This window comes from Sphingobacteriales bacterium (assembly GCA_016700115.1).
Lineage (GTDB): Bacteria > Bacteroidota > Bacteroidia > Chitinophagales > UBA2359 > UBA2359.
On the sequence record CP064999.1, the window covers coordinates 4,124,245 to 4,143,607 of the forward strand.

A 19,363-nucleotide genomic window follows, 5' to 3' on the forward strand; every position below is an offset into this window, starting at 1 on the left:
AAATCTGTTGTTGTTTTTTGGCAGGTGAATGTCTTTATATCCCCATAGTTTTACAAAAATAGTATATCCTTTCAAACTTCCTTCACTTTAGACGCTATTTTATGCAAAAATATTGTAGTGCGATAATGATTTGCCAAATCGCGGTTCAGATTTGATAACGTGCGAGATTAATTTGTTATAAAAACTATGAAATAGCATTGCTTGCAATTGCAATTGACTATCGAGGCAAAAGCATTGATATTCAAACTAACCAAATTTATAACCGTGCAAAACCAAATTGCTAACGTGATTAGTAAATATATTGCCGTGTGATAAAGATTTGCCGGCAAATGATAGTTGCACGAGGGTAAAATTAGGTTGCACGAGGTCAAATGTGCTAAGTAATGTTGCGAACCTGCTACGCACTTTTGCAAAACGATGTTGCACGAGGTCGAACCTGCTCAGCACTTTAGCAAACTGATATTGCACGAGAGCAAACCCGCTCAGCACTTTAGCAAATATTAATTGCACGAGAGCAAATGTGGATTGCACGAGGGTGAAACTTGATTGCACGAGGTTAAATTCAAAATAAACAAGAATAAACAGGAACAGAACAGCAGTTAAAGCTAAATGCACCATCTTAAAACCATGTCATTTTAATAATCGGCTTTGCTGTACATTTGGAATGTTCCCGAGCTACTATGCGCTCTTTGTGCTAAAATACAGCACCCCGGGATGCTTTCAGCAAAAAAACCAACCCGGGTTTTCTAAACTACTAATAAATATTTTGCATTTAACCTTCGGCAATTTAAACATTGCGTTATTTTTTATGTAAATTGCACCCACTTCTACTACAATTTTTTAAGATACATGCTTCAGATAGAACATACCTCAGAATTTGAAACAGCAATAAGATTGTTTGAGGATTCAGCAGGTCGTCATGTATTTCTGACAGGACGTGCGGGAACCGGTAAATCTACTTTGTTGCAATATTTCAGGCAACAGACCAAAAAGAAGTTGGTCGTTCTTGCGCCAACAGGCATTGCAGCTTTGAATGTTGGTGGGCAAACTATTCATTCATTCTTTGGCTTTCCTCCTCATCCTATTCACTCTGATCATATCAAAAAAAGGCCGAACAACACCCTTTATAAAAGTTTGGATACAATCATTATAGATGAAGTTTCTATGGTTCGGGCTGATATTTTGGATGCTATTGATTATTTCATGAGAATAAACGGGCGGGAAAAAAGTTTGCCTTTTGGCGGGGTTCAAATGATTTTCATTGGCGACTTGTTTCAGTTGCCTCCAGTCATTTCAAGTGAAGTGGAACAACAGTTATTCAATTTCTTATACGAAACGCCCTATTTTTTTAGTGCCAATGTGATGCATTCAGTCTCCATACAATTTGTCGAACTTAAAAAAGTATTCCGGCAAAAAGACCGTCATTTTTTGGATTTGCTCGATGCGATACGGACTAAAAATATTACCGAATCTCAGTTAAGAGAAATCAACTCCAAATGTGTAAACCGGGAGGTATTTACTTCTGAAAATGAATTGTCCGTTATTCTTACAAGCACCAACTATCTGGCACAAAGTATCAATAACCGTGAATTAGAAAAGATTAAGTCGGAAGCCTATACTTTTGAAGCCGATATTGTAGGGGATTTTGAAGACCGGATTATGCCAAACGAAAAAAAACTGACCCTGAAACGGGATGCACAGGTCATGTTCCTTAGAAACGATCAGTTTGGAAGATGGGTAAACGGCACTTTGGGCACGGTAAAGTATATTGACAATGAGGATATTGTAGTTGAAGTGAAAGGCCTTGACGGAGAAATCAGTTATACTTTAGAAAAATGCACCTGGGAGGTACTGCGATATCGTTTCGACCAAAAAGAAAACAAAATCATCACTGATGTAGTCGGGAGTTTTAACCAGTTCCCGATAAAGCCTGCATGGGCAATCACCATTCACAAAAGTCAGGGGAAAACCTTCAATCAGGTAGTCATTGATATTGGACACGGTGCTTTTGCGCCGGGGCAGATTTATGTAGCTTTGAGCAGATGTACTTCTTTAGAGGGCATTTCTCTCAAAAAACCAATAAAATACAATGATATCATTATTGATGATCGAATATTGAATTTTGCCGAAAAAGCAAAACTGTATTGATTCCGTTCAGGTTAAAATGCAAAGTATTTCTTTTTTAATAGTATGAAGTTAATATCAGTTAACGGATATTATACCAACTATGATGCAATTTTGAACCATCAGTTACTGACAAACTTCTTTAAACTTCCCTTCTCGGAGGGGTTAGAGGTGGGTTTTTTCAGATAGTGAAGTGATATTAACTGCCCTTAGTTTCGGTTTCAGTATTTAAATGATAACATATTCGGCAACGCGGTTCATACATTTCCTTAGCACCTAACAAAACTTGACCTTCTTTAGCTTGTTTTCGGTAAGAATGACTTGCCAGATTTCCACAAACCATACAAATTGCATGTAATTTTGTGATATACTCAGCAACTGAAAGTAAATGAGGCATTGTTCCGAAAGGTTTTCCTAAATAATCCATATCCAATCCGGCGATAATAACTCTCATGCCTTGCAAGGCAAGTTGTTCACAAATATTAGGTAAATGTTCATCAAAAAACTGAGCTTCGTCAATGCCTACCACTTCAGCTTTTACTTGTTGGGCAAGCAATAATATATCTGAAGAATGATTGACCGGAACAGATTGAATGGTATTTGAATCGTGTGATACGATATTGTTTTCATCAAAACGAGTGTCAATTGCATGTTTACAGATTACAACCTTTTGATTGGCGATTGCAGCCCTTCGAAGCCTGCGTATCAGTTCTTCTGTTTTACCTGAAAACATAGAACCACAAACAACTTCAATCCATCCTTTTTTAACTTGAGGCTCTAAAAACATGCTTGTTCAATTTTCACATTCAAAAGCTGTAAATATAGAGCATTTTTTATCTTACCAACTTAAAATCAAAACAAAACAATCTTCAGACATGGACGATTCGTCTCAAAAATTGACCTCCTGTTGTCAATTCAGAGTATAATTTCATTGGAATTTGGGATTTTATCAGCTTCAAAATAATTCTTACAGTTACATTTGCTATCTTTCGGGCTAATCATTCATAATTTAATTTTAGCTTCACTTATAACCGACAAAAAATGGACAAAAAACTCATCAACAGGTTGGCAGTTACAATAGAAAAAATAAATTATCTCTATCGGAATATCAGAAAAAGAGACGAGAATATGCAAAAATTGGAGCTTGCCTTATTGAAAAAATATGTAACAGAGCTTTATGATGGCTTGGTAGAAGTTGAATTGGACATTAAGCAGGAAAGCACCGGTTCCGATATTCAACATCCTCTCGAACAAAGGGCGCAACAACTAAAAACTCAGATACAGCAAGAGGTAGAAGAAGTTTTTTTAAATGAAACGGAAGTTAAAGAAGAACCAGAAAACGAAATAGCAATTGAGCCTGAAACGGATAATTCTTCACAAACCGTGCAACACACTGAAAAACAGGAGGTAAATGAAATCAGCAATCAAATTCCTGTTTCTACAGTTGAAGAAGAGGAAAAAGAGTTGCATATTGAAGCAGCGCCTGTTAATATTGTAAGCCACAATTATTTTACCGATGATGAAGATGAGACCGATGATGTGGCTGCTACTGCATACTTGAATACAAATTATCAGCACGAATCCTATCAGCATGACGAAGTCGAAAATATTGAAGACGAAGAGGTAATTGTTGATGGAGATGGATCTGTAAAAACCCAAATTCTTACCGATTTTCAAAAATCACAAATTCTGCTCCGGGAAAACGAGGATGAAGATTCAACAGAAGAAACTGTTGCAATGGAGTTGAACGATGTTCTTGGGAAAAAACACAAAGATTCCAATCATTCTGACAAATTTATCAGCAAATCAGGAGATGAGGTTTTTGCAATCGGTATCGGACAACGCAATACCTATATCAATCATCTTTTTGGAGGAGATGAAGAAGCTTATACTCATGCCATTGATGATTTGGCAGCCTCCCAGGGTTATATTGAAGCGTTGACTTACGTTAACCTTAACCTCCGTTACGATTACAAATGGAACGATCATGACCCCATTGTTCGCGAATTTTTGGACATAATTAAAGCGAGTTTCATGAACAGATAATAATATCTTATTGAGATGTTCAGCTTCCATGACAATCTATTTAACGAGTTAATGCCTTAGCGTAATGAAAAAACAAATCATACTTTGCCTTTATTTTTTGATAATTTTCACATTGACCAATACAAAAGGGTTTTCTCAGGCATGTGTAGGGGTTGCTGAATTTACGGTTACAATTAACAATGCTCCATTGCAACCGGATAATATCGCCGGCAATAATACTCCTTGTATTGGCGAAGCAGTTTATTCAGTAAGTTCAGTTTCCGGCATTACCTATAACTGGACTGCTTCAGGTGGAACCATTGTCAGCGGACAAGGCACTAATATCGTAACAGTAAACTGGAACAGTGCCGGGGAACAGACGTTAACCGTTACACCTTCCAATGGTTGTGGAAATGGCACTTCCCGAACTTTATCTGCTTCAGTTGCTGCGATTCCGGATCAACCTTCTTTGATAGTCGGGAATACATTTGCCTGTAACACAGACCTGCCAAGTGTTTATTCTATTGAAAATACGATTGGAGTTACTTATACATGGTCAATTTCCGGAGGAGGCATTTTAACTCCATCAGGCAATACGGCAACTGTTGAATGGTCAATTGCCGGAGACTATATTCTTACTGTTATTCCTTCAAATGTTTGTGGGGATGGTGCGGCAAGAACATTAGATGTGTCTGTTGAATTTACTCCAACCCCGGTAATAGACGGAAACAGTACCGTATGTTCAACGCAACAACAAACTTATAGTGTTGAGTTTAACGCAGGAAGTACCTACCTGTGGTCAGTTTCAGCAAACGGAACAATTATTTCAGGACAAGGCACAAATACTATTGTAGTAGAATGGGATAGCGGAACAACCGGCAATGTATCGGTTACAGAAACCCGGGAGTAAATAATCCTATGGCACAACTTCAGGTTTTGTACTCAGATGATCATCTGATTGCTGTTAATAAACTAAATGGACTATTAGTACACAAAACCAGAATTGCTAAGGATGCTAACGAATTTGCCCTTCAATTTGTAAGAAATCAAACCCGTCGAACGGTGTTCCCTGTTCATCGTTTAGACAGAGGCACATCTGGAGTTTTGTTGTTTGCATTCTCAGACCAGATTCATTCGCTTTTGAGCCAAACTTTCCAAAAACGCATGGTTGTCAAATATTATCTGGCTATTGTCAGGGGATATACCGATGAAACTGGAACAATAAATTACCCATTGTCAAAGGAAAAAACCGGCAAAGAACAAGAGGCTCTGACAAAATTTGAACGAATAAATACCGTAGAATTACCCTTTCCTGTTGGGAAATATAGAACCGCGAGATATTCATTGGTTAAAGTAATACCTTATACCGGTAGAATGCACCAAATAAGAAGGCATTTTAATTATATCAGTCATCCGGTTATCGGCGATCTTCCTCATGGAGATTACCGGCATAATCACTTTTTCAGGGATAAATTAGATTGTCCATATCTGATGCTTCATAGTTACAGCCTGAAATTCTTGCATCCTGTTTTTAACAAAGAGATGGAAATAAAGGCACCGATCTTAGAACCGATGGCCAAAATTATACAACGGTTTGGATGGGAATTTAATGTTTAAAATGCCGTAAACCGGTCATAACCATAGCTATCCCAAGTTCCTCACACCTGCCAACTACATGTTTGTCGCGAATTGAGCCTCCGGGTTGAACAATCGTTTTAATTCCATACGTTGCAGCCAAATCAACATTGTCTTCAAAAGGGAAAAAAGCATCTGAAATCAGAATACAATCACTGAAAATTTCTGCTAAATAATCCTCGACATCGTTGATATGTCCGGTATAGCTCCTTAGCAGATTTTCTTTAGCTTTGTTCAACGCAAGTTGAGTAGAAATCAACCGATTGGGCTGTCCGGCTCCCATTCCCAACATTTGGTAATTGCCGTTTACCTCTCTGACAACAACAATAGAATTCGATTTTATATTGCTAATTGCTTTTAGCCCAAAAGCAACTATGGATTCCAATTCCATAGTTTTTGGTTGAACTGTTGTAACAATATCTATTTTTGAATACAAAGATTGATCGAAATCTTGTTCCAAAAGAGAACTGTTCAAAAATCTCAGGTCTTTACCGGCAGGAACTTTGGAAATATCTAATTGGACAATCCTTAAATCTTTATGTTGCCGAAGATATTCAAGAGCTTCAGGTTCAAAATCAGGTGCAATTATGACTTCTACAAATTTTCGTTTGCTTTTATCAACATCTTCTAATCTTAAAAAAGCTACAGTTTGAATAGTTAATGTTTGGTTAAAAGCAATGATAGAACCAAAAGCAGATATCACGTCTGACTCCCAAGCCAGTTCAAAAACAACAGGCTGATGATTGCCTTCACAAATCCCGCAGGGATTGTTATGTTTCACTATTGAACATCCTTGTCTGTTAGGATTTAAAAGCCGGACAGATTCTACTGCCGCATGAATATCCATGATATTATTGAACGACAATTCTTTCCCATGCAACACATTCATATCATAAAGAGAATGTTCTGCTGGATTTTGGCGATAAAAAATTGCGCTTTGATGACTGTTTTCTCCGTATCTCAATGGTTTGCCATCAGAGAAAGAAAGTCGCAACGAGTGAACATTATCTCTGCGGTCCATCTCTACGGCAATCATGGAGTCGTAATCAGCAGTATGGTTAAATGTTTTGCGCATCAGATTGAACCGAGTACTGTAACTAATTCTCCCTTGATTGGCATTTAGTTCTTCGATGATATTTACATAGTCATTAACATCTGTAACGACAGCCACATGTTTAAAGTTCTTAGCTCCCGATCTGAGCATTGTTGGCCCTCCAATATCAATATTCTCAATCAACGTGTCAATATCTGCACCTGCTTCCATAACTTTTTGAAAGGGATACAAATTGCAAACTACCATATCAATTGGAGCTATTCCTAATTGTGCGGCTTCTGCTGCATCTTTTTCACGGTCATACAACAAAGCCGATTCAATAGTAAATGAAATGGTTTTCATTCGCCCGCCAAAAGCTTCAGGGTTTCCGGTAACTTTACTGATTTCAGTATAAGCGATGTTTGCCTCAGCTAATATTTTGCCGGTTCCTCCAGTTGAAATAATTTCACAACCCCAGTATTGAAGCGTGTTAGCTAAAGAGATTAAATTCGTTTTATCTGAAACACTTAATAATGCACGCCTTATTGTAATTTGCATGAAAAGGTAATGGTTATAAAAATATGAAAATCTAACTAACAGGAGACTTTGATTTGCTGATATGCCTTACAATGTTTTTAAAAATCTGTAGCCCCTCTCCTTCTTCAGGCAGGCTTGGATTCCGGCGTTTTAGTTGTCCCCAGTTAGGATGATTGTAAATTGACAAAAAAGCTTCGGGATGCGGCATCAAACCAAATACCTGTCCGGTTGTATTCGTTAAACCGGCACAGTTTAATTCAGCACCATTTGGATTAAGTGGGTATTCATCGGTCAGTTGCCCCAACTCATCACAATAGCTCAGACAGTTCAGTTGGTTGGAAATAATTTGTTGTCGGATATGGTCATCCCTGATTATAAGTTTCCCTTCTCCATGACGAACCGGCAAAGCCAATTTGGTTATTCCTTTTAAAAAAGGAGTTTTAGTTCCCTGTGTAACTAAGCAATTCACCCATCGGTCTTCATATTTGCCTGAATTATTGCGCATTAGGGTTACTTCCTGTTCAATATTGCCACTAACGTCTGGCAACAACCCAAGCTTAACTAATACCTGAAAACCATTACAGGCTCCAAATATAAATTTACCCTTTGCAAGAAATTTTTTTATTTCATCCAACATCGTTTTTCCGGTGGATAACTGCTTATATTTTATCTTATTGGCCAAAACTTTGCCGGATGAAATATCATCACCAAAAGAAAAACCTCCCGGAAAACTCAAAATGTCAAAAGTGTGGATATCAAATCCTTTGAGTAGAATATCGTTCAGATGAACAATTTCAGAATCTGCGCCTGAAAGTAGAAAAGCTGCATTTGTTTCTTCTTCACAATTAATACCAAAACCGGTAATGACCAAAGATTTAACCTGATGAGCGACAGTAGGTGTCATTATTTTACGGAATATTGTTGCACAAAGGTAACGATATTTCCATTAATCAGGTAAAACGAAATTTGGATCTGCAATAGTTAAAGCGACTGAGCAGGTAATCAAAATGAATAGTTTTACTCATCTTCAATCCTGGTGGAGGTTTCTGTTTGCACGTCAAAAATTATGGTGAACCCTTTTTTTCTACCGGGATATTCCCGAATACTCATTGTAACAAAGCGACTATCTTCCGACCATTTTACAGTATCGGCACTATACAAGCCGCCTAACTCATAGACAACTTCGTTTGTAGCAACTTTAATGACAATGGGATTATCCACCCAATGAGACATTCTCATTTCAAAACTTGAAAACACAACTTTGTATTTGCCATCTGGTGAAAAAACGGGATTTGACATTTACTAATTTTTTGTAAATAAAGATTAATTCCATCTGCCCTTTGAAGATATTAATATTGCAATCATAAACAGTCCATAGAGTATAAGCAAAAAATACGGAAATCCCATTACAAAAATTGCGGGAATTGGTGATGCCAACTTCTTTTTAAGAAAAAATCCGGTAATTGTGATGAAAATAAAAATTGCAGCCAAGGTTAAATATCTCGCACTCATGAAAAAGGATTCCTGATGTCCTAATCTCTTATTGGCAAAATATACAAATACATACATTGCAGATTGGTAGGAAAGAAAAATAGAAATGAGGCAATTCAGGTAAAAAATAATCGAATAAAACATGTGCATTAAATGCTGATTGAAAAAGATTAAAATAAATGCTTTTTGAAAACTATGTATCTATTTGATTACCAAGGTTTTTACGTTGGTAAACTCTTTGATGCCAAACTCTGCAAGCTCTCTGCCATAGCCAGAATTTTTAACTCCCCCAAAAGGCAATGCGGGATGACTTACAACCATTTCATTGATAAAAACACTGCCGCTTTGTATTTGACGGGCTAATCTGATTGCTTTTTCTGTATCGGTTGACCATATAGAAGCCCCTAAACCATATTTAGTTTTATTCGCCAAATCAATTGCTTCAATCACTGTTTTTGCAGTAATGACCGAAGCTACAGGTCCGAAAACTTCCTGATCAAATACCGGCATTCCGGGTTTTACTTTTACCAATAAGGTCGGATTAAAAAACGCGCCGGTCGTCCCATGTGGTTTTCCGCCTCCTATCAAAGCTTCTGCTCCCATTTTCATAGAATCTTTGACTTGTTTTTCTAATAAATCTGCCAAATCCTGTTTTGCCATCGGTCCTATATCAACGGTTTCATCAGTAGGATCACCCATATTTAGCTGAAGTAACCCATCCACATACTCGCGAACAAAATCACTGAATACGGTTTCAATGACAATAAATCGCTTAGCAGCTATACAACTTTGTCCGCAATTAATCATTCTTGACTGTACTGCAACTTTAGCCGCTTCTTTAACATTCGCATCTTCCAACACAATAAACGGATCGCTCCCTCCAAGTTCGAGAACAGTTTTTTTAATATTTCTTCCAGCTATTTCAGCAACTTTTGAACCTGCAATTTCACTGCCGGTCAAAGTTATCCCTGAAACATACGGGCTGTCAATAACCCATTTTATTTTGTTATGGTCAATAAACAGGTTTTGCAAAATACCTTCCGGAAAAGTAGCTTGTTTAAACAAATCTTCAATGAGTAAAGCGCATTGGGGAACATTTGCAGCATGTTTGAGCAAGACCACATTGCCGGCCATTATAGCAGGAACAACAGCCCGAAAAACCTGCCAAAAAGGGAAGTTCCAAGGCATAACTGCCAAAATTACCCCTAATGGTTGAAAACTGATAGTGCTGGAAGTATAATTGGTTGTTACCGTTTGTTCGGCAAGAAAAAACTTGGAATTTTCGGCATAGTACCTGCAACATTTCACGCATTTCTCTATTTCTGAAATAGATTCTTTGATTGGTTTACCCATTTCAAGCGTAATCAGTTGAGCGCAATATAATTTTTTGTTTTCCAACAAATCAGCCAGTGCATTCATCCTTTTGCTTCTGATAGCAATGGCAGCAGTACGATTAATATCAAATCCCGATTCTGTTTTTTTAAGAATATTTTGAACTTGTCTTCCGGAATGTGCAGGATATCTTTTTACTAAAAGGTTGTTAAAAGGGTTGATTGTTTCGAATCGCATATTCTAACCAAATAAAGTGGAGTAAATATAAAGGTAGGCTGCAAAATTACATGTAATCGGACATTTTAAAACATTAGATCACAAGTATAAAACAACTGTGTAAAGACGCAGCTTGTAATTATTGGTTACAGTTCATACAGCAGAAAAAAAAGAGATTTTTCTGCCCTTTAGTTACGGAATTTCTGATTTACACTTATATTTGCAGCGCAAAAAATAAAGGCTGTTGATACATTTTAAGTAAAAAACATCAAAACAATGTCACATTTTAGTACAGAATTGATTGTACCGGATAAGCAAGAAATGGCAAGTGGTTTTTTCAGAGTTATTGGCCCAGTGTTAACTTGGGTAATTTTTGCCGGCTTTATCAAATCTTATTATCAGGCAAACGGATATGCCCCCCCATTCTTTCTTGCAAATGGCTTGCTTACTTTTATTACCATTTTAATTACTGTTTTTTCACTTTTGATGTGGTATCATAAGAGGTATGACAAGCGCGGCACACTTAATGTTCATGCTGATCATTTAGAATTTACTTGGGACGATTCTGAGCGGAAGTATAACCTTCCCTTAAAAGATTTAAAAGATTTAACCTTGGTTTATGATGGTTATGCAGGATTTACCAGCCCATTTAAAGGCACTAATAATTATTTTTCGTTTGTTCATGCCGGTGAAAAATACAATCTTCATTTCTTTTTAGGTTCACAAAACGACACGATAGCACTTGCAGAAGTTCTTAAGAAGTGGTATGAAAACAATGTTAATTTTAAAGAGTATAATTCAAAAGGTCAGGAGCGTTACCTGATGCTTTATAACGCTGCCTACAAAAGCGTTATAGCCTAATTCAATTCTATTAAAATTATTTCGAAGTCCACCTTTGTTTGTTAACGCAAAGGTGGATTTTTCTTTTAGTCTTCTTTAAATCCCAAAGCTCTAAGTGTTTCAACATTCATACCTCCCATAGGGAGTTGTTTATCTACCTGAAACTGAAATAATGCATCTTTAAATTGAGGTGTTGATACCTGAGTATATGGGCCCGCGTCATAACCTTTTGCATTTAATGCTTGTTGGACATCTCTGATAGATGCCTTTGAAATGGTAATACCGGTTATAAAAGGGTAAGTCTGAGAAATTTTGTCAGAAAGATCTTCTTCTGAAATCTGAGTTCCTTCTCCTGTCTGTAAAATATATTTTGGGTCATCACTGAATAGTGCTTTTTTTATTTCAGCGTTTATGATGTCCGATTGTTTAAATTGATTGTTTTTTAAAAAATCAAGGTAAGCATTGCGGGTCATTGGTCCAATAATATTATCAATAGGCCCCGGATCATATCCTTTTTGAAAAAGTTTTTGCTGTATATCTTCAACCGAAAAATCAAACCAATGCACACCCAGAGATTCAAGTGTTTTTATACTGCGGTCGCCAATCATTAACTGATAGTCTGATTGAAAACTGTTTAGGGCTTCCTCAGTCTGTTGTTTCAAAATTCCATCTGTTTTGCCGGGCTTATATCCATGCAAATAGAGTAAAATTTGTATTTTTTCTATCACGATGTTATCGCTAAATGACATGTTCTCCAACCCTTCTAAAGCAATTTCTTCTTCCGATTTTTCTATAGTTTTTGACAAAACCGGTTTCTCTGATTTCGTTACAGTTGTTTTTTTTGCTGATTTCTGACTGCTTTTACAGGCAGAATTAAGCATTGTAAAGAGCAAAAATATTAGAAGAAAAGCAATTTTTGGCTTCAACAAACTGGACATGTCAGTTTACAAATTTAAACATTTCTGGTTTTAACCTTTTCTATTAACCTTCTAAAATAAACCCCCGTTACACATCCCATTCCTCCGACCAAACTTCCAATAAAGATAGATAAAGTGATAAGATATCCAGATTCAGGGATTGAAAATGCTTCGGCTATTTTGCCAAGCAATAAACCTTTATTTTGAAAATTTAAATAGCTGATATAAATGCCCCATGATAATCCTGTTCCTGCAAATCCTGCTGCATAAGCGATTCCTGCATGTTTCAGATTTGCAATATATCCAACTAATCCCGCTACAATTGCAATACTCCACCATGGGAAAAACCAGGCTGATAAAGCTGATAAAATGGCAATTACTGGAGTGGTTTTCATGTTTACTTATTTTTACTTGGAATAAAGTTTTGCAATGAAACAAATTCCCCGGCCTTAAAATCGGCTGAAGATGGCACAAAGCGCAAGGAATAGTATTCCCCTTTAGCCCAATCGTCAACGAATTTAGTATAGTTATAACTTCCCGGATTGCCAGATTGTCCGCCGGGATAAATGCCTTTTGCTTCAACTCCATTATCTGTAAAAGCCACAACCATTCTCCATGAAGGACCAGCTCTTTTTCCGGTTGCATTGACAATACTGTAATTGCCTCCACAATAAACCTCAGTTTTGCTGAAAGCACCTATGCGGGCAAGATGTAGAATAGAGGTCCCTTTAAAAGAACCCCAATCAGAAGTTTTTCCGTTTTGAATTGCCCATTGTGTCAATGCAACAATAGATTTTGTGAAAGCTGGTCTCACTAATTCAGCCAATGTTTCGGTTTCGGGAGTTGATAAATTATCCATTAACTGATGAGCGGGAAGACGTTTCATTAAGCCAATTGTAACAGCATTTTCCGGATAGACCATAGAAAGACTGTCCGTCCGGTTATTAAATTCATCATAAATTTCATTCAGCAGGTTTTGCCAGAATACTTCGTAAAATGAGGGTGCTAATGCATCTGGATTGTTGAAGAAATCCCAGTTTTTTAGGGTTTGATAAATTGGTAATTCCCCTTCTTCTAACTCATCAGGATTAAGATATCCAAGCATAATCGGCAAGCTTTCTGAAGCCTGAAGATTAAAATTGTCTAATTGAAGTTGTTGCAAGTCAGTTGGAGTAATGTCTTTCATTTCTGACAGTCGGTTGTTAATCCGTCTGTTGCGATAAAACTCAAAGTCATTGCTTTGGTAATAATAAGGATAAGTAGAATCCGTAGGGTGTTGATTTGCTGAACTTACAAAACCCCTTTGAGGATTTCGGATATGTGGAGTTTGATCATTGGGTATATATTTTTGCCATTCATGGTCAGGATTGCTGCCATCTAATATGAATTTCCCTTGTTCTTTATATCTAACGGGATAACTACCTTTTTGCCATATTGCAATATCTCCGTTTTTGTCTGCAAAAACAAAGTTTTGTGCCGGACATTCATACCAGGTCAATGCCTCTTCATAATCATTGTAGTTCTTAGCCCGATTGAGCAAGTAAAATGTTTTAAACTCATTTGAAGGTTGATGAGCTTTCCATTTCATGGCGAGGTAAAGATTGTCGGGGCCGTAATCTTCAAAAGAAACAGGTCCTAAATGGGTATATATCACAGTATCCTGAATAGCTTCTGATTCATATCGCACTTTGTAAGGCTCAATCCGTTTAGTTGTCTCTTTCCATTGATTGTCATAACGATATTCTGATTTTGTGTTGTCTTTAAAAGTGATTTTATAATAATCTTTAACGTCAACACCGGCATTGGTTACTCCCCATGCTATATCAGAGTTAAAACCAATAACTATGCCGGGACCTCCGGGAATGGTCACTCCATAAACATTGACACCGGGTGCGGTAAGTTGAGTTTCATACCATATTGAAGGTAAATTAAGTTGAAGATGCGGGTCATTGCATAAGATTGGTTTGCCCGATTTGGTTTTGCTTCCACTAATTGCCCAATTATTGCTACCAATAGTTGGTTCTGTTTGTGGTTGAGGAGGTAAAAGATGTTGATGGTTGATTGGGAAAAGGCATCCTGTATCAGTTGAGTCCGGAGTATTTACAATTGGTTTTTTGGCTTCGATTGGTGTAAATTCCCATTTTGTACCGGCAGGAATAACTGGATCTTGACCTTCTATAAAATCAGGAAATAGTAAATCAGCTGTTGATTTACCAAAAACAGCAGCCACATTAGTTAACTGTATATCTGAATTATTTCCGGTCAAATCATCAGCCATTTTTTTCTGCAACAACGCTGATTTTAAAGTTGACCAAGGTTCCGGTTTGTAATTTAACAGCTTATATTCAATTGGCAAATTTTTGTAAGTTAGCTGTCTGATATAAGCATTAACCCCATCGGCATAAGCGTTGGATATATTATGAACCAATGTATCACTTTTCATGGCTTCGACTAAAAGTTCTGCGGCATAGGTCATTCCTTTGCGGCGTTGCTCACGGTCAAATTCAATAGCATTGATGCCAACAATTTCTGAGATTCGTCCAGCTGCTGCATGGGTTTGAAATTCCATTTGCCATAGCCTTTGAGAAGCAGTAACGTAACCTTGTACAAAGTATAGGTCATATTCGTTTTGAGCATAAATATGAGGCACAAGTCTTTCATCAAAAACAACCTCGACTTTAGCTTTTAATGCTTTAAGACTTTGAGTAGAAGGCAATACAGGGATAAGTCCCTCTGCATTTTGCCAAAAACCAGAGAATGGATCCAAAAATTTCCCAATAGGGGGAAGCATTGCCACAGGAGTTCCTATCAGTTTTTTTCCTATAAATGGCCAATCTGCAGGTGTTCGGTTTAAAAGGAAAATCAACAGGATTGTTGCAAAAAAAGATAAAGTGAAGCTTAAAATGGACTTAATCATATTAATTTCGTAGCAAATTAAGATAAGCCCGAAAGATAGGAAAAGTTTTTGGCTTCAAGAGTTCGACTCAATTTTTTTGGAACCTTGTTCATTTAAGGAGTTATTTAACCCTAGCCTTCATTCCACGTATTCCCATATCAACAAGAGCATCCCCCTCTAAAGGTTCATAAAGATTGTTGCCTCCAGTTTCAATCCATTCAAAACTCTTGTTGATTGACAAAGAAACTTCAATTTCAATGTCTTCTGTTTCATTGCCGGTGATGGTTAATGCCTGATCAAACAACCCAGTTACCAAACAAGAACCCGGTGGAATCGGAGAAGTATTTGCCAATGGATTGGGAACTGTAGTTGCTCCTGGAGGTGCTTGACCTTCTATTACTCCGTAACTGCTTTCAAATCCCCAATATCCTTGTGCTTTGTTACTGTTTACAGCTATCTGATTGTTTTTGATGTCGAACGAATTGATATATGTATTGTAGCCTATAAATGAAGCTAAAGTTCCCGTTACTGTATAACCCATAGCAGTTACCTGAATATCGTAATTTTGATATGCCAATGAAATCCTCAGATATGGGTATTGACCGGCTGCTATATCTTTTAGAGGTATTGTTAAAAACATCTCATTTTCAGCAACCAGTTTAGATTTTGAAAAATCAATTGCTTTACTTCCACCTTGAGTAGTTTCTGGTGCTACGTAAAGCACTTGTCCTTGGCCAATTTGAGTGAAAATGCTGGATGATAGTTCAACGTAATGTGCGCTTATTTTATTGAAAAGGGGAGTTTGAGCAGCATGACCATCAGGTATTGGTGCCGGAAGTCCAAAATTGTTTAATCGTTCCTGATTGGGGTCAAACTTAAAACGAAACACTAATTGAGGTTCATCCGTAGTGTCAGATTCCTGATTGCATGCTATTGATGTAACAAATACCAATGTGCAAATTATGGCAAAAAACTTTTTCATCTGATAAATTTTTAGCTTCAACGAATGAGAGAGATGGTTTGGTATAAAAAAGTTAACAATCTCTTGTTTATATGACGCATTCAACAACTACCTAAACTATAAGCTCCAATCAATAGGTTTTAAACCTTGTTTAATCAGCAAGTTATTAGTTTTCGAAAAATGTTTGCAGCCGAAAAAATACCTTTCAGATAACGGAGATGGATGGCCCGATTGCAGTATATTATGTTTGGAAGTATCAATTAATTTTGCTTTTGTTTTAGCAAATGCTCCCCATAGCAAAAAAACTAATCCAGTTCTTTTATCAGAGAGGATAGAAATTACGGCATCTGTAAAAGTTTGCCAACCAATTTTTTGATGTGAGGCTGCTTCATTTGCTCTGACAGTAAGCATGGCATTAAGAAGGAAAACTCCTTGTTCCGCCCATTTTTCAAGATTTCCTGACTTAGGAATTTGTACATTTAAATCCGCCTTAAGTTCTTTAAATATGTTTTTTAGAGATGGTGGTGGATCAATTCCATTTGGAACAGAAAAACATAAACCATGAGCTTGTCCCGGGCCATGATAAGGGTCTTGTCCTAAAATTACTACTTTAACTTTTTCAAATGGAGTTTTATTAAAGGCATTAAAAATGAGAGAGCCTGGAGGATAAATAACAATTCCTTTTTGTCTTTCTTCTACTAGATGTTGTTTTATTTCTGCAAAGTATGGTTTTTGAAATTCATCCTGCAACACATTCAGCCATGATTGTTCTATTTTGGGCGTTAATTTTTCAGAAGGGGTGATATTCATTTTTTTCTGAGCTTTTTAAAACGGAGATTCAATTATTTTATAACTGTAATCCAACAAAGGTAATTTAAAACATTTACTTTCAACTTAATTAATTCATCCAAACAAAATGATGAATATTGTCAAAGTAGTAATCAAAAGATAACTCTCATAACTATCCTCTGATCTGAATGATTTCAATAACATTGAAAAAAAACGTGACTAAGTTCTACATTTGCAAAATAAACAATTCTAATACACATGAACTGGTGGTCCGATTACTTCAGTGAGGTTTGGGAACCTTTATCTCATTTAATCAAAGTTAAAAGAGATACGGCTTTAGAGTGTAATTTTTTAGAGCAATTAATGGTCGAGTTTGGCCATTCTTCTTTGCTTGATATGCCTTCTGGTTCTGGTCGAATAGCTTTAGAAATGGCAAAGCGAGGATTTGATGCAACAGGAATAGACCAGAATGAAACTGCGATAGAAAAAGCAAAACTCAGTGCACAAAAAATTAAAAAAAACAGACCTCAGTTTCAAGTTGGGGATATGCGAAAAATGCACTTTAACCGCACTTTTGATACTGTGATCTGCGCCTATAACAGTTTTGGTTATTTTTCAGAAAAAGATAATGCAGATTCATTGGTTTGCATGGGTAATGCTTTATCTGAAAAAGGATTTTTATTGCTTGAAAACCATGTTTTGGAAACATTATTGCCTGTTTTTACACCAAAAGAATATTGGCAATATGAAGATTATATTTTGTTTGAAGAACGAGTCTTTGATTTTCAAACCAGCCGGTTAAAAGGCAACTGGACGTTAGTTGATAAAAAAGGGGAAAGAAAACAATTTCAAAGTAGTGTGAGGATTTATAGTTACCTTGAACTGACCAGGCTCCTGAAAACGGCAGGATTTGTTCATTTTGAACCCTATGGTTCTTATTTGGGAGAGCCATTTGAATTTGGAGACGATTTAATGCTTTTATTGGCAATTAAAGGAAAATAAGAAGGCATGAAAATATTATCTTCCCACCAAATCAGGACAGCAGATTCCTTTACCATCGAAAAAGAACCAATAGAATCTTCCGATTTAATGGAAAGATCTGCATGTTCTTTAGCAAATAGTTTTGTCAAATTGTTTCCTGCTCCTGAACCGGTTGTGATATTTTGTACTACCGGAAATAATGGTGGAGACGGACTTTGTCTTGCAAGACTTTTACATCAAAGAGGGTACACAATTCGTGTTGTAGTTTTACAAATATCCGGGTTTAAACCATCAGAAGATTTCAAATTAAATGAGTACCGCCTGAAAAAACTACCAGTGGCTATTTTTTACCCCAAAAAAGCAACTGATTTTCCCAATTTACCTGATAATAACATAGTTGTAGATGCTTTGTTTGGCTCTGGATTGAACCGACCTATAGCAGGATTGGCAGGAGCCGCAGTTGATTTTATCAACTTAAGCCAATGTAGAATTGTAGCTATTGATCTTCCTTCGGGTTTGTATGCTGACAAAGCTACTCCTCCTCAATCGAAAGTGGTTTGTGCCAATTATAGCTTGAGTTTTGAATTGCCGAAACTCGCTTTCCTGCTTCCGGACAATGAACATTTTGTGGGAAAATGGCAGACAATTCCAATTGGTTTAGATGCTTCAATCTTAGAAGCTACTATCACTTACAACTATTATGTTGGCTCCGAAGAAGCAAAATCTTTAGTTAAAACGCCATCAAAATTTATTCACAAAGGCAATAGAGGTCATGTTTTACTAATAGCAGGCATGTACGGAAAAATGGGTGCTTGTGTACTTTCTGCCAAGGCTATACTAAAAGCAGGAGCTGGATTATTGAGTGTATTTGCTCCTGAATCCTGGTATGAAATTATTCAAACAGCTTTTCCAGAGGCCATGTTTTTACCTTCGAACAATTCTGAAAGCATCGAAAAATTTCCTGGACAAGAGTTGCTCAACAACGAAAAAGGCCTTCCAAAATTCCAAAGTATAGCAATTGGTCCCGGTATAGGTGTTGACAAACATCGGGCTAAAACCTTTAAAATCTGGTTGCAGACCCTGAAACAGCCTTTGGTTTTGGATGCTGATGCCCTGAATATGATAGGTCTTGATACTTTGCTAGAGTTTGTACCTAAAAACAGCATTCTTACTCCACATATCAAAGAGTTTGAACGTATGGCAGGAAAAACAATAAACGGATTTGAACGTCTTGAAAAACTTCGCAAACTTTCAGAACAAAACCAAATATATATGGTACTAAAAGGCGCACATACTGCAATTGCCTGCCCCGATGGAAATTGTTTTTTTAATTCTACCGGAAATCCTGCAATGGCAACTGCAGGAAGCGGAGATGTTTTAACCGGGTTCATTGCCGGTTTGTTGGCACAAGGATACACTTCAAAAGAAAGCGCAATATTGGGTGTTTATCTTCATGGTCTTGCCGGAGATAGGGCAAATAAAGCATTTCGGCATTCTATTACTGCGTCCGACATAATCCAACATTTCGGACTTATAGTGGATTAAAGTGAATTATTTAAAACTAAAAGGACTAACTGATTGAGATG

18 protein-coding genes are annotated in these 19,363 nt (G+C 37.0%); 7 read left to right on the forward strand and 11 right to left on the reverse strand.

The annotated features are described in order from the left end of the window. Positions 1-246: 246 nt before the first annotated feature. Positions 247-618 (reverse strand): hypothetical protein, encoded by a 372-nt coding sequence (locus tag IPM47_14645; protein QQS28098.1) that lies wholly within the window; start codon positions 616-618, stop codon positions 247-249. A 231-nt stretch (positions 619-849) separates the two neighbouring features. Here IPM47_14645 and IPM47_14650 point away from each other — a divergent pair, with 231 nt between their 5' ends. After that, the gene (locus IPM47_14650) at positions 850-2,148 is read left to right on the forward strand and encodes an AAA family ATPase (GenBank protein ID QQS28099.1); all 1,299 of its coding nucleotides are present in this window, start codon (positions 850-852) and stop codon (positions 2,146-2,148) included. 175 nt (positions 2,149-2,323) lie between these two features. On the opposite strand, the gene IPM47_14655 is transcribed toward IPM47_14650, so the two are convergent. Beyond that, entirely contained in the window at positions 2,324-2,911 is a 588-nt protein-coding gene (locus IPM47_14655; protein ID QQS28100.1) for a thymidine kinase, read from the reverse strand. Between the two features lie 254 nt (positions 2,912-3,165). On the opposite strand from IPM47_14655, the gene IPM47_14660 reads away from it, so the two are divergent. From IPM47_14660 to IPM47_14670, 3 genes are all read left to right on the forward strand, one after another. After that, the gene (locus IPM47_14660) at positions 3,166-4,170 is read left to right on the forward strand and encodes a hypothetical protein (GenBank protein QQS28101.1); all 1,005 of its coding nucleotides are present in this window, start codon (positions 3,166-3,168) and stop codon (positions 4,168-4,170) included. A gap of 64 nt (positions 4,171-4,234) precedes the next feature. Beyond that, positions 4,235-5,059 (forward strand): hypothetical protein, encoded by an 825-nt coding sequence (locus IPM47_14665; GenBank protein QQS28102.1) that lies wholly within the window; start codon positions 4,235-4,237, stop codon positions 5,057-5,059. An 8-nt stretch (positions 5,060-5,067) separates the two neighbouring features. Next, positions 5,068-5,766, forward strand: a complete 699-nt coding sequence (locus IPM47_14670; protein ID QQS28103.1) for a pseudouridylate synthase — start codon at positions 5,068-5,070, stop codon at positions 5,764-5,766. On the opposite strand, the gene purH is transcribed toward IPM47_14670, so the two are convergent. The 4 genes from purH to IPM47_14690 all read right to left on the reverse strand — a co-directional run bounded on the left by purH (position 5,756) and on the right by IPM47_14690 (position 10,414). Beyond that, positions 5,756-7,375 carry a bifunctional phosphoribosylaminoimidazolecarboxamide formyltransferase/IMP cyclohydrolase gene (gene purH / locus IPM47_14675; protein QQS28104.1) on the reverse strand — a complete coding sequence of 540 codons (1,620 nt, stop codon included), beginning with the start codon at positions 7,373-7,375 and terminating at the stop codon, positions 5,756-5,758. The genes IPM47_14670 and purH overlap by 11 nt on opposite strands. A 31-nt stretch (positions 7,376-7,406) precedes the next feature. Next, positions 7,407-8,258 carry a phosphoribosylformylglycinamidine synthase subunit PurQ gene (locus IPM47_14680; protein QQS28105.1) on the reverse strand — a complete coding sequence of 284 codons (852 nt, stop codon included), beginning with the start codon at positions 8,256-8,258 and terminating at the stop codon, positions 7,407-7,409. 113 nt (positions 8,259-8,371) lie between these two features. Then, entirely contained in the window at positions 8,372-8,653 is a 282-nt protein-coding gene (locus tag IPM47_14685; GenBank protein QQS28106.1) for a hypothetical protein, read from the reverse strand. Positions 8,654-9,046: 393 nt separating this feature from the next. Further along, the gene (locus tag IPM47_14690) at positions 9,047-10,414 is read right to left on the reverse strand and encodes an NAD-dependent succinate-semialdehyde dehydrogenase (protein QQS28107.1); all 1,368 of its coding nucleotides are present in this window, start codon (positions 10,412-10,414) and stop codon (positions 9,047-9,049) included. Positions 10,415-10,669: 255 nt separating this feature from the next. On the opposite strand from IPM47_14690, the gene IPM47_14695 reads away from it, so the two are divergent. After that, positions 10,670-11,254 (forward strand): hypothetical protein, encoded by a 585-nt coding sequence (locus IPM47_14695; GenBank protein QQS28108.1) that lies wholly within the window; start codon positions 10,670-10,672, stop codon positions 11,252-11,254. A gap of 65 nt (positions 11,255-11,319) precedes the next feature. Here IPM47_14695 and IPM47_14700 read toward each other — a convergent pair whose 3' ends face one another. From IPM47_14700 to ung, 5 genes are all read right to left on the reverse strand, one after another. Further along, positions 11,320-12,039, reverse strand: coding sequence for a hypothetical protein (locus IPM47_14700; protein QQS28109.1), 720 nt, complete (start codon positions 12,037-12,039; stop codon positions 11,320-11,322). 146 nt (positions 12,040-12,185) lie between these two features. Further along, on the reverse strand, positions 12,186-12,545 hold the full coding sequence (locus IPM47_14705) for a hypothetical protein (protein QQS28110.1): 360 nt from the start codon (positions 12,543-12,545) through the stop codon (positions 12,186-12,188). Positions 12,546-12,547: 2 nt separating this feature from the next. Beyond that, a complete protein-coding gene (locus tag IPM47_14710; protein ID QQS28111.1) occupies positions 12,548-15,067 on the reverse strand; it encodes a penicillin acylase family protein in 2,520 nt (839 codons plus the stop codon). 100 nt (positions 15,068-15,167) lie between these two features. Further along, entirely contained in the window at positions 15,168-16,028 is an 861-nt protein-coding gene (locus tag IPM47_14715) for a hypothetical protein (protein ID QQS28112.1), read from the reverse strand. 96 nt (positions 16,029-16,124) lie between these two features. Next, positions 16,125-16,817: a uracil-DNA glycosylase gene (gene ung, locus IPM47_14720; protein QQS28113.1), complete on the reverse strand. Its 693-nt coding sequence runs from the start codon at positions 16,815-16,817 to the stop codon at positions 16,125-16,127. A gap of 237 nt (positions 16,818-17,054) precedes the next feature. Here ung and IPM47_14725 point away from each other — a divergent pair, with 237 nt between their 5' ends. Then, positions 17,055-17,798: a class I SAM-dependent methyltransferase gene (locus IPM47_14725; protein ID QQS28114.1), complete on the forward strand. Its 744-nt coding sequence runs from the start codon at positions 17,055-17,057 to the stop codon at positions 17,796-17,798. A 6-nt stretch (positions 17,799-17,804) separates the two neighbouring features. Further along, on the forward strand, positions 17,805-19,322 hold the full coding sequence (locus IPM47_14730) for an NAD(P)H-hydrate dehydratase (protein ID QQS28115.1): 1,518 nt from the start codon (positions 17,805-17,807) through the stop codon (positions 19,320-19,322). The last annotated feature ends 41 nt before the right edge of the window (positions 19,323-19,363 follow it).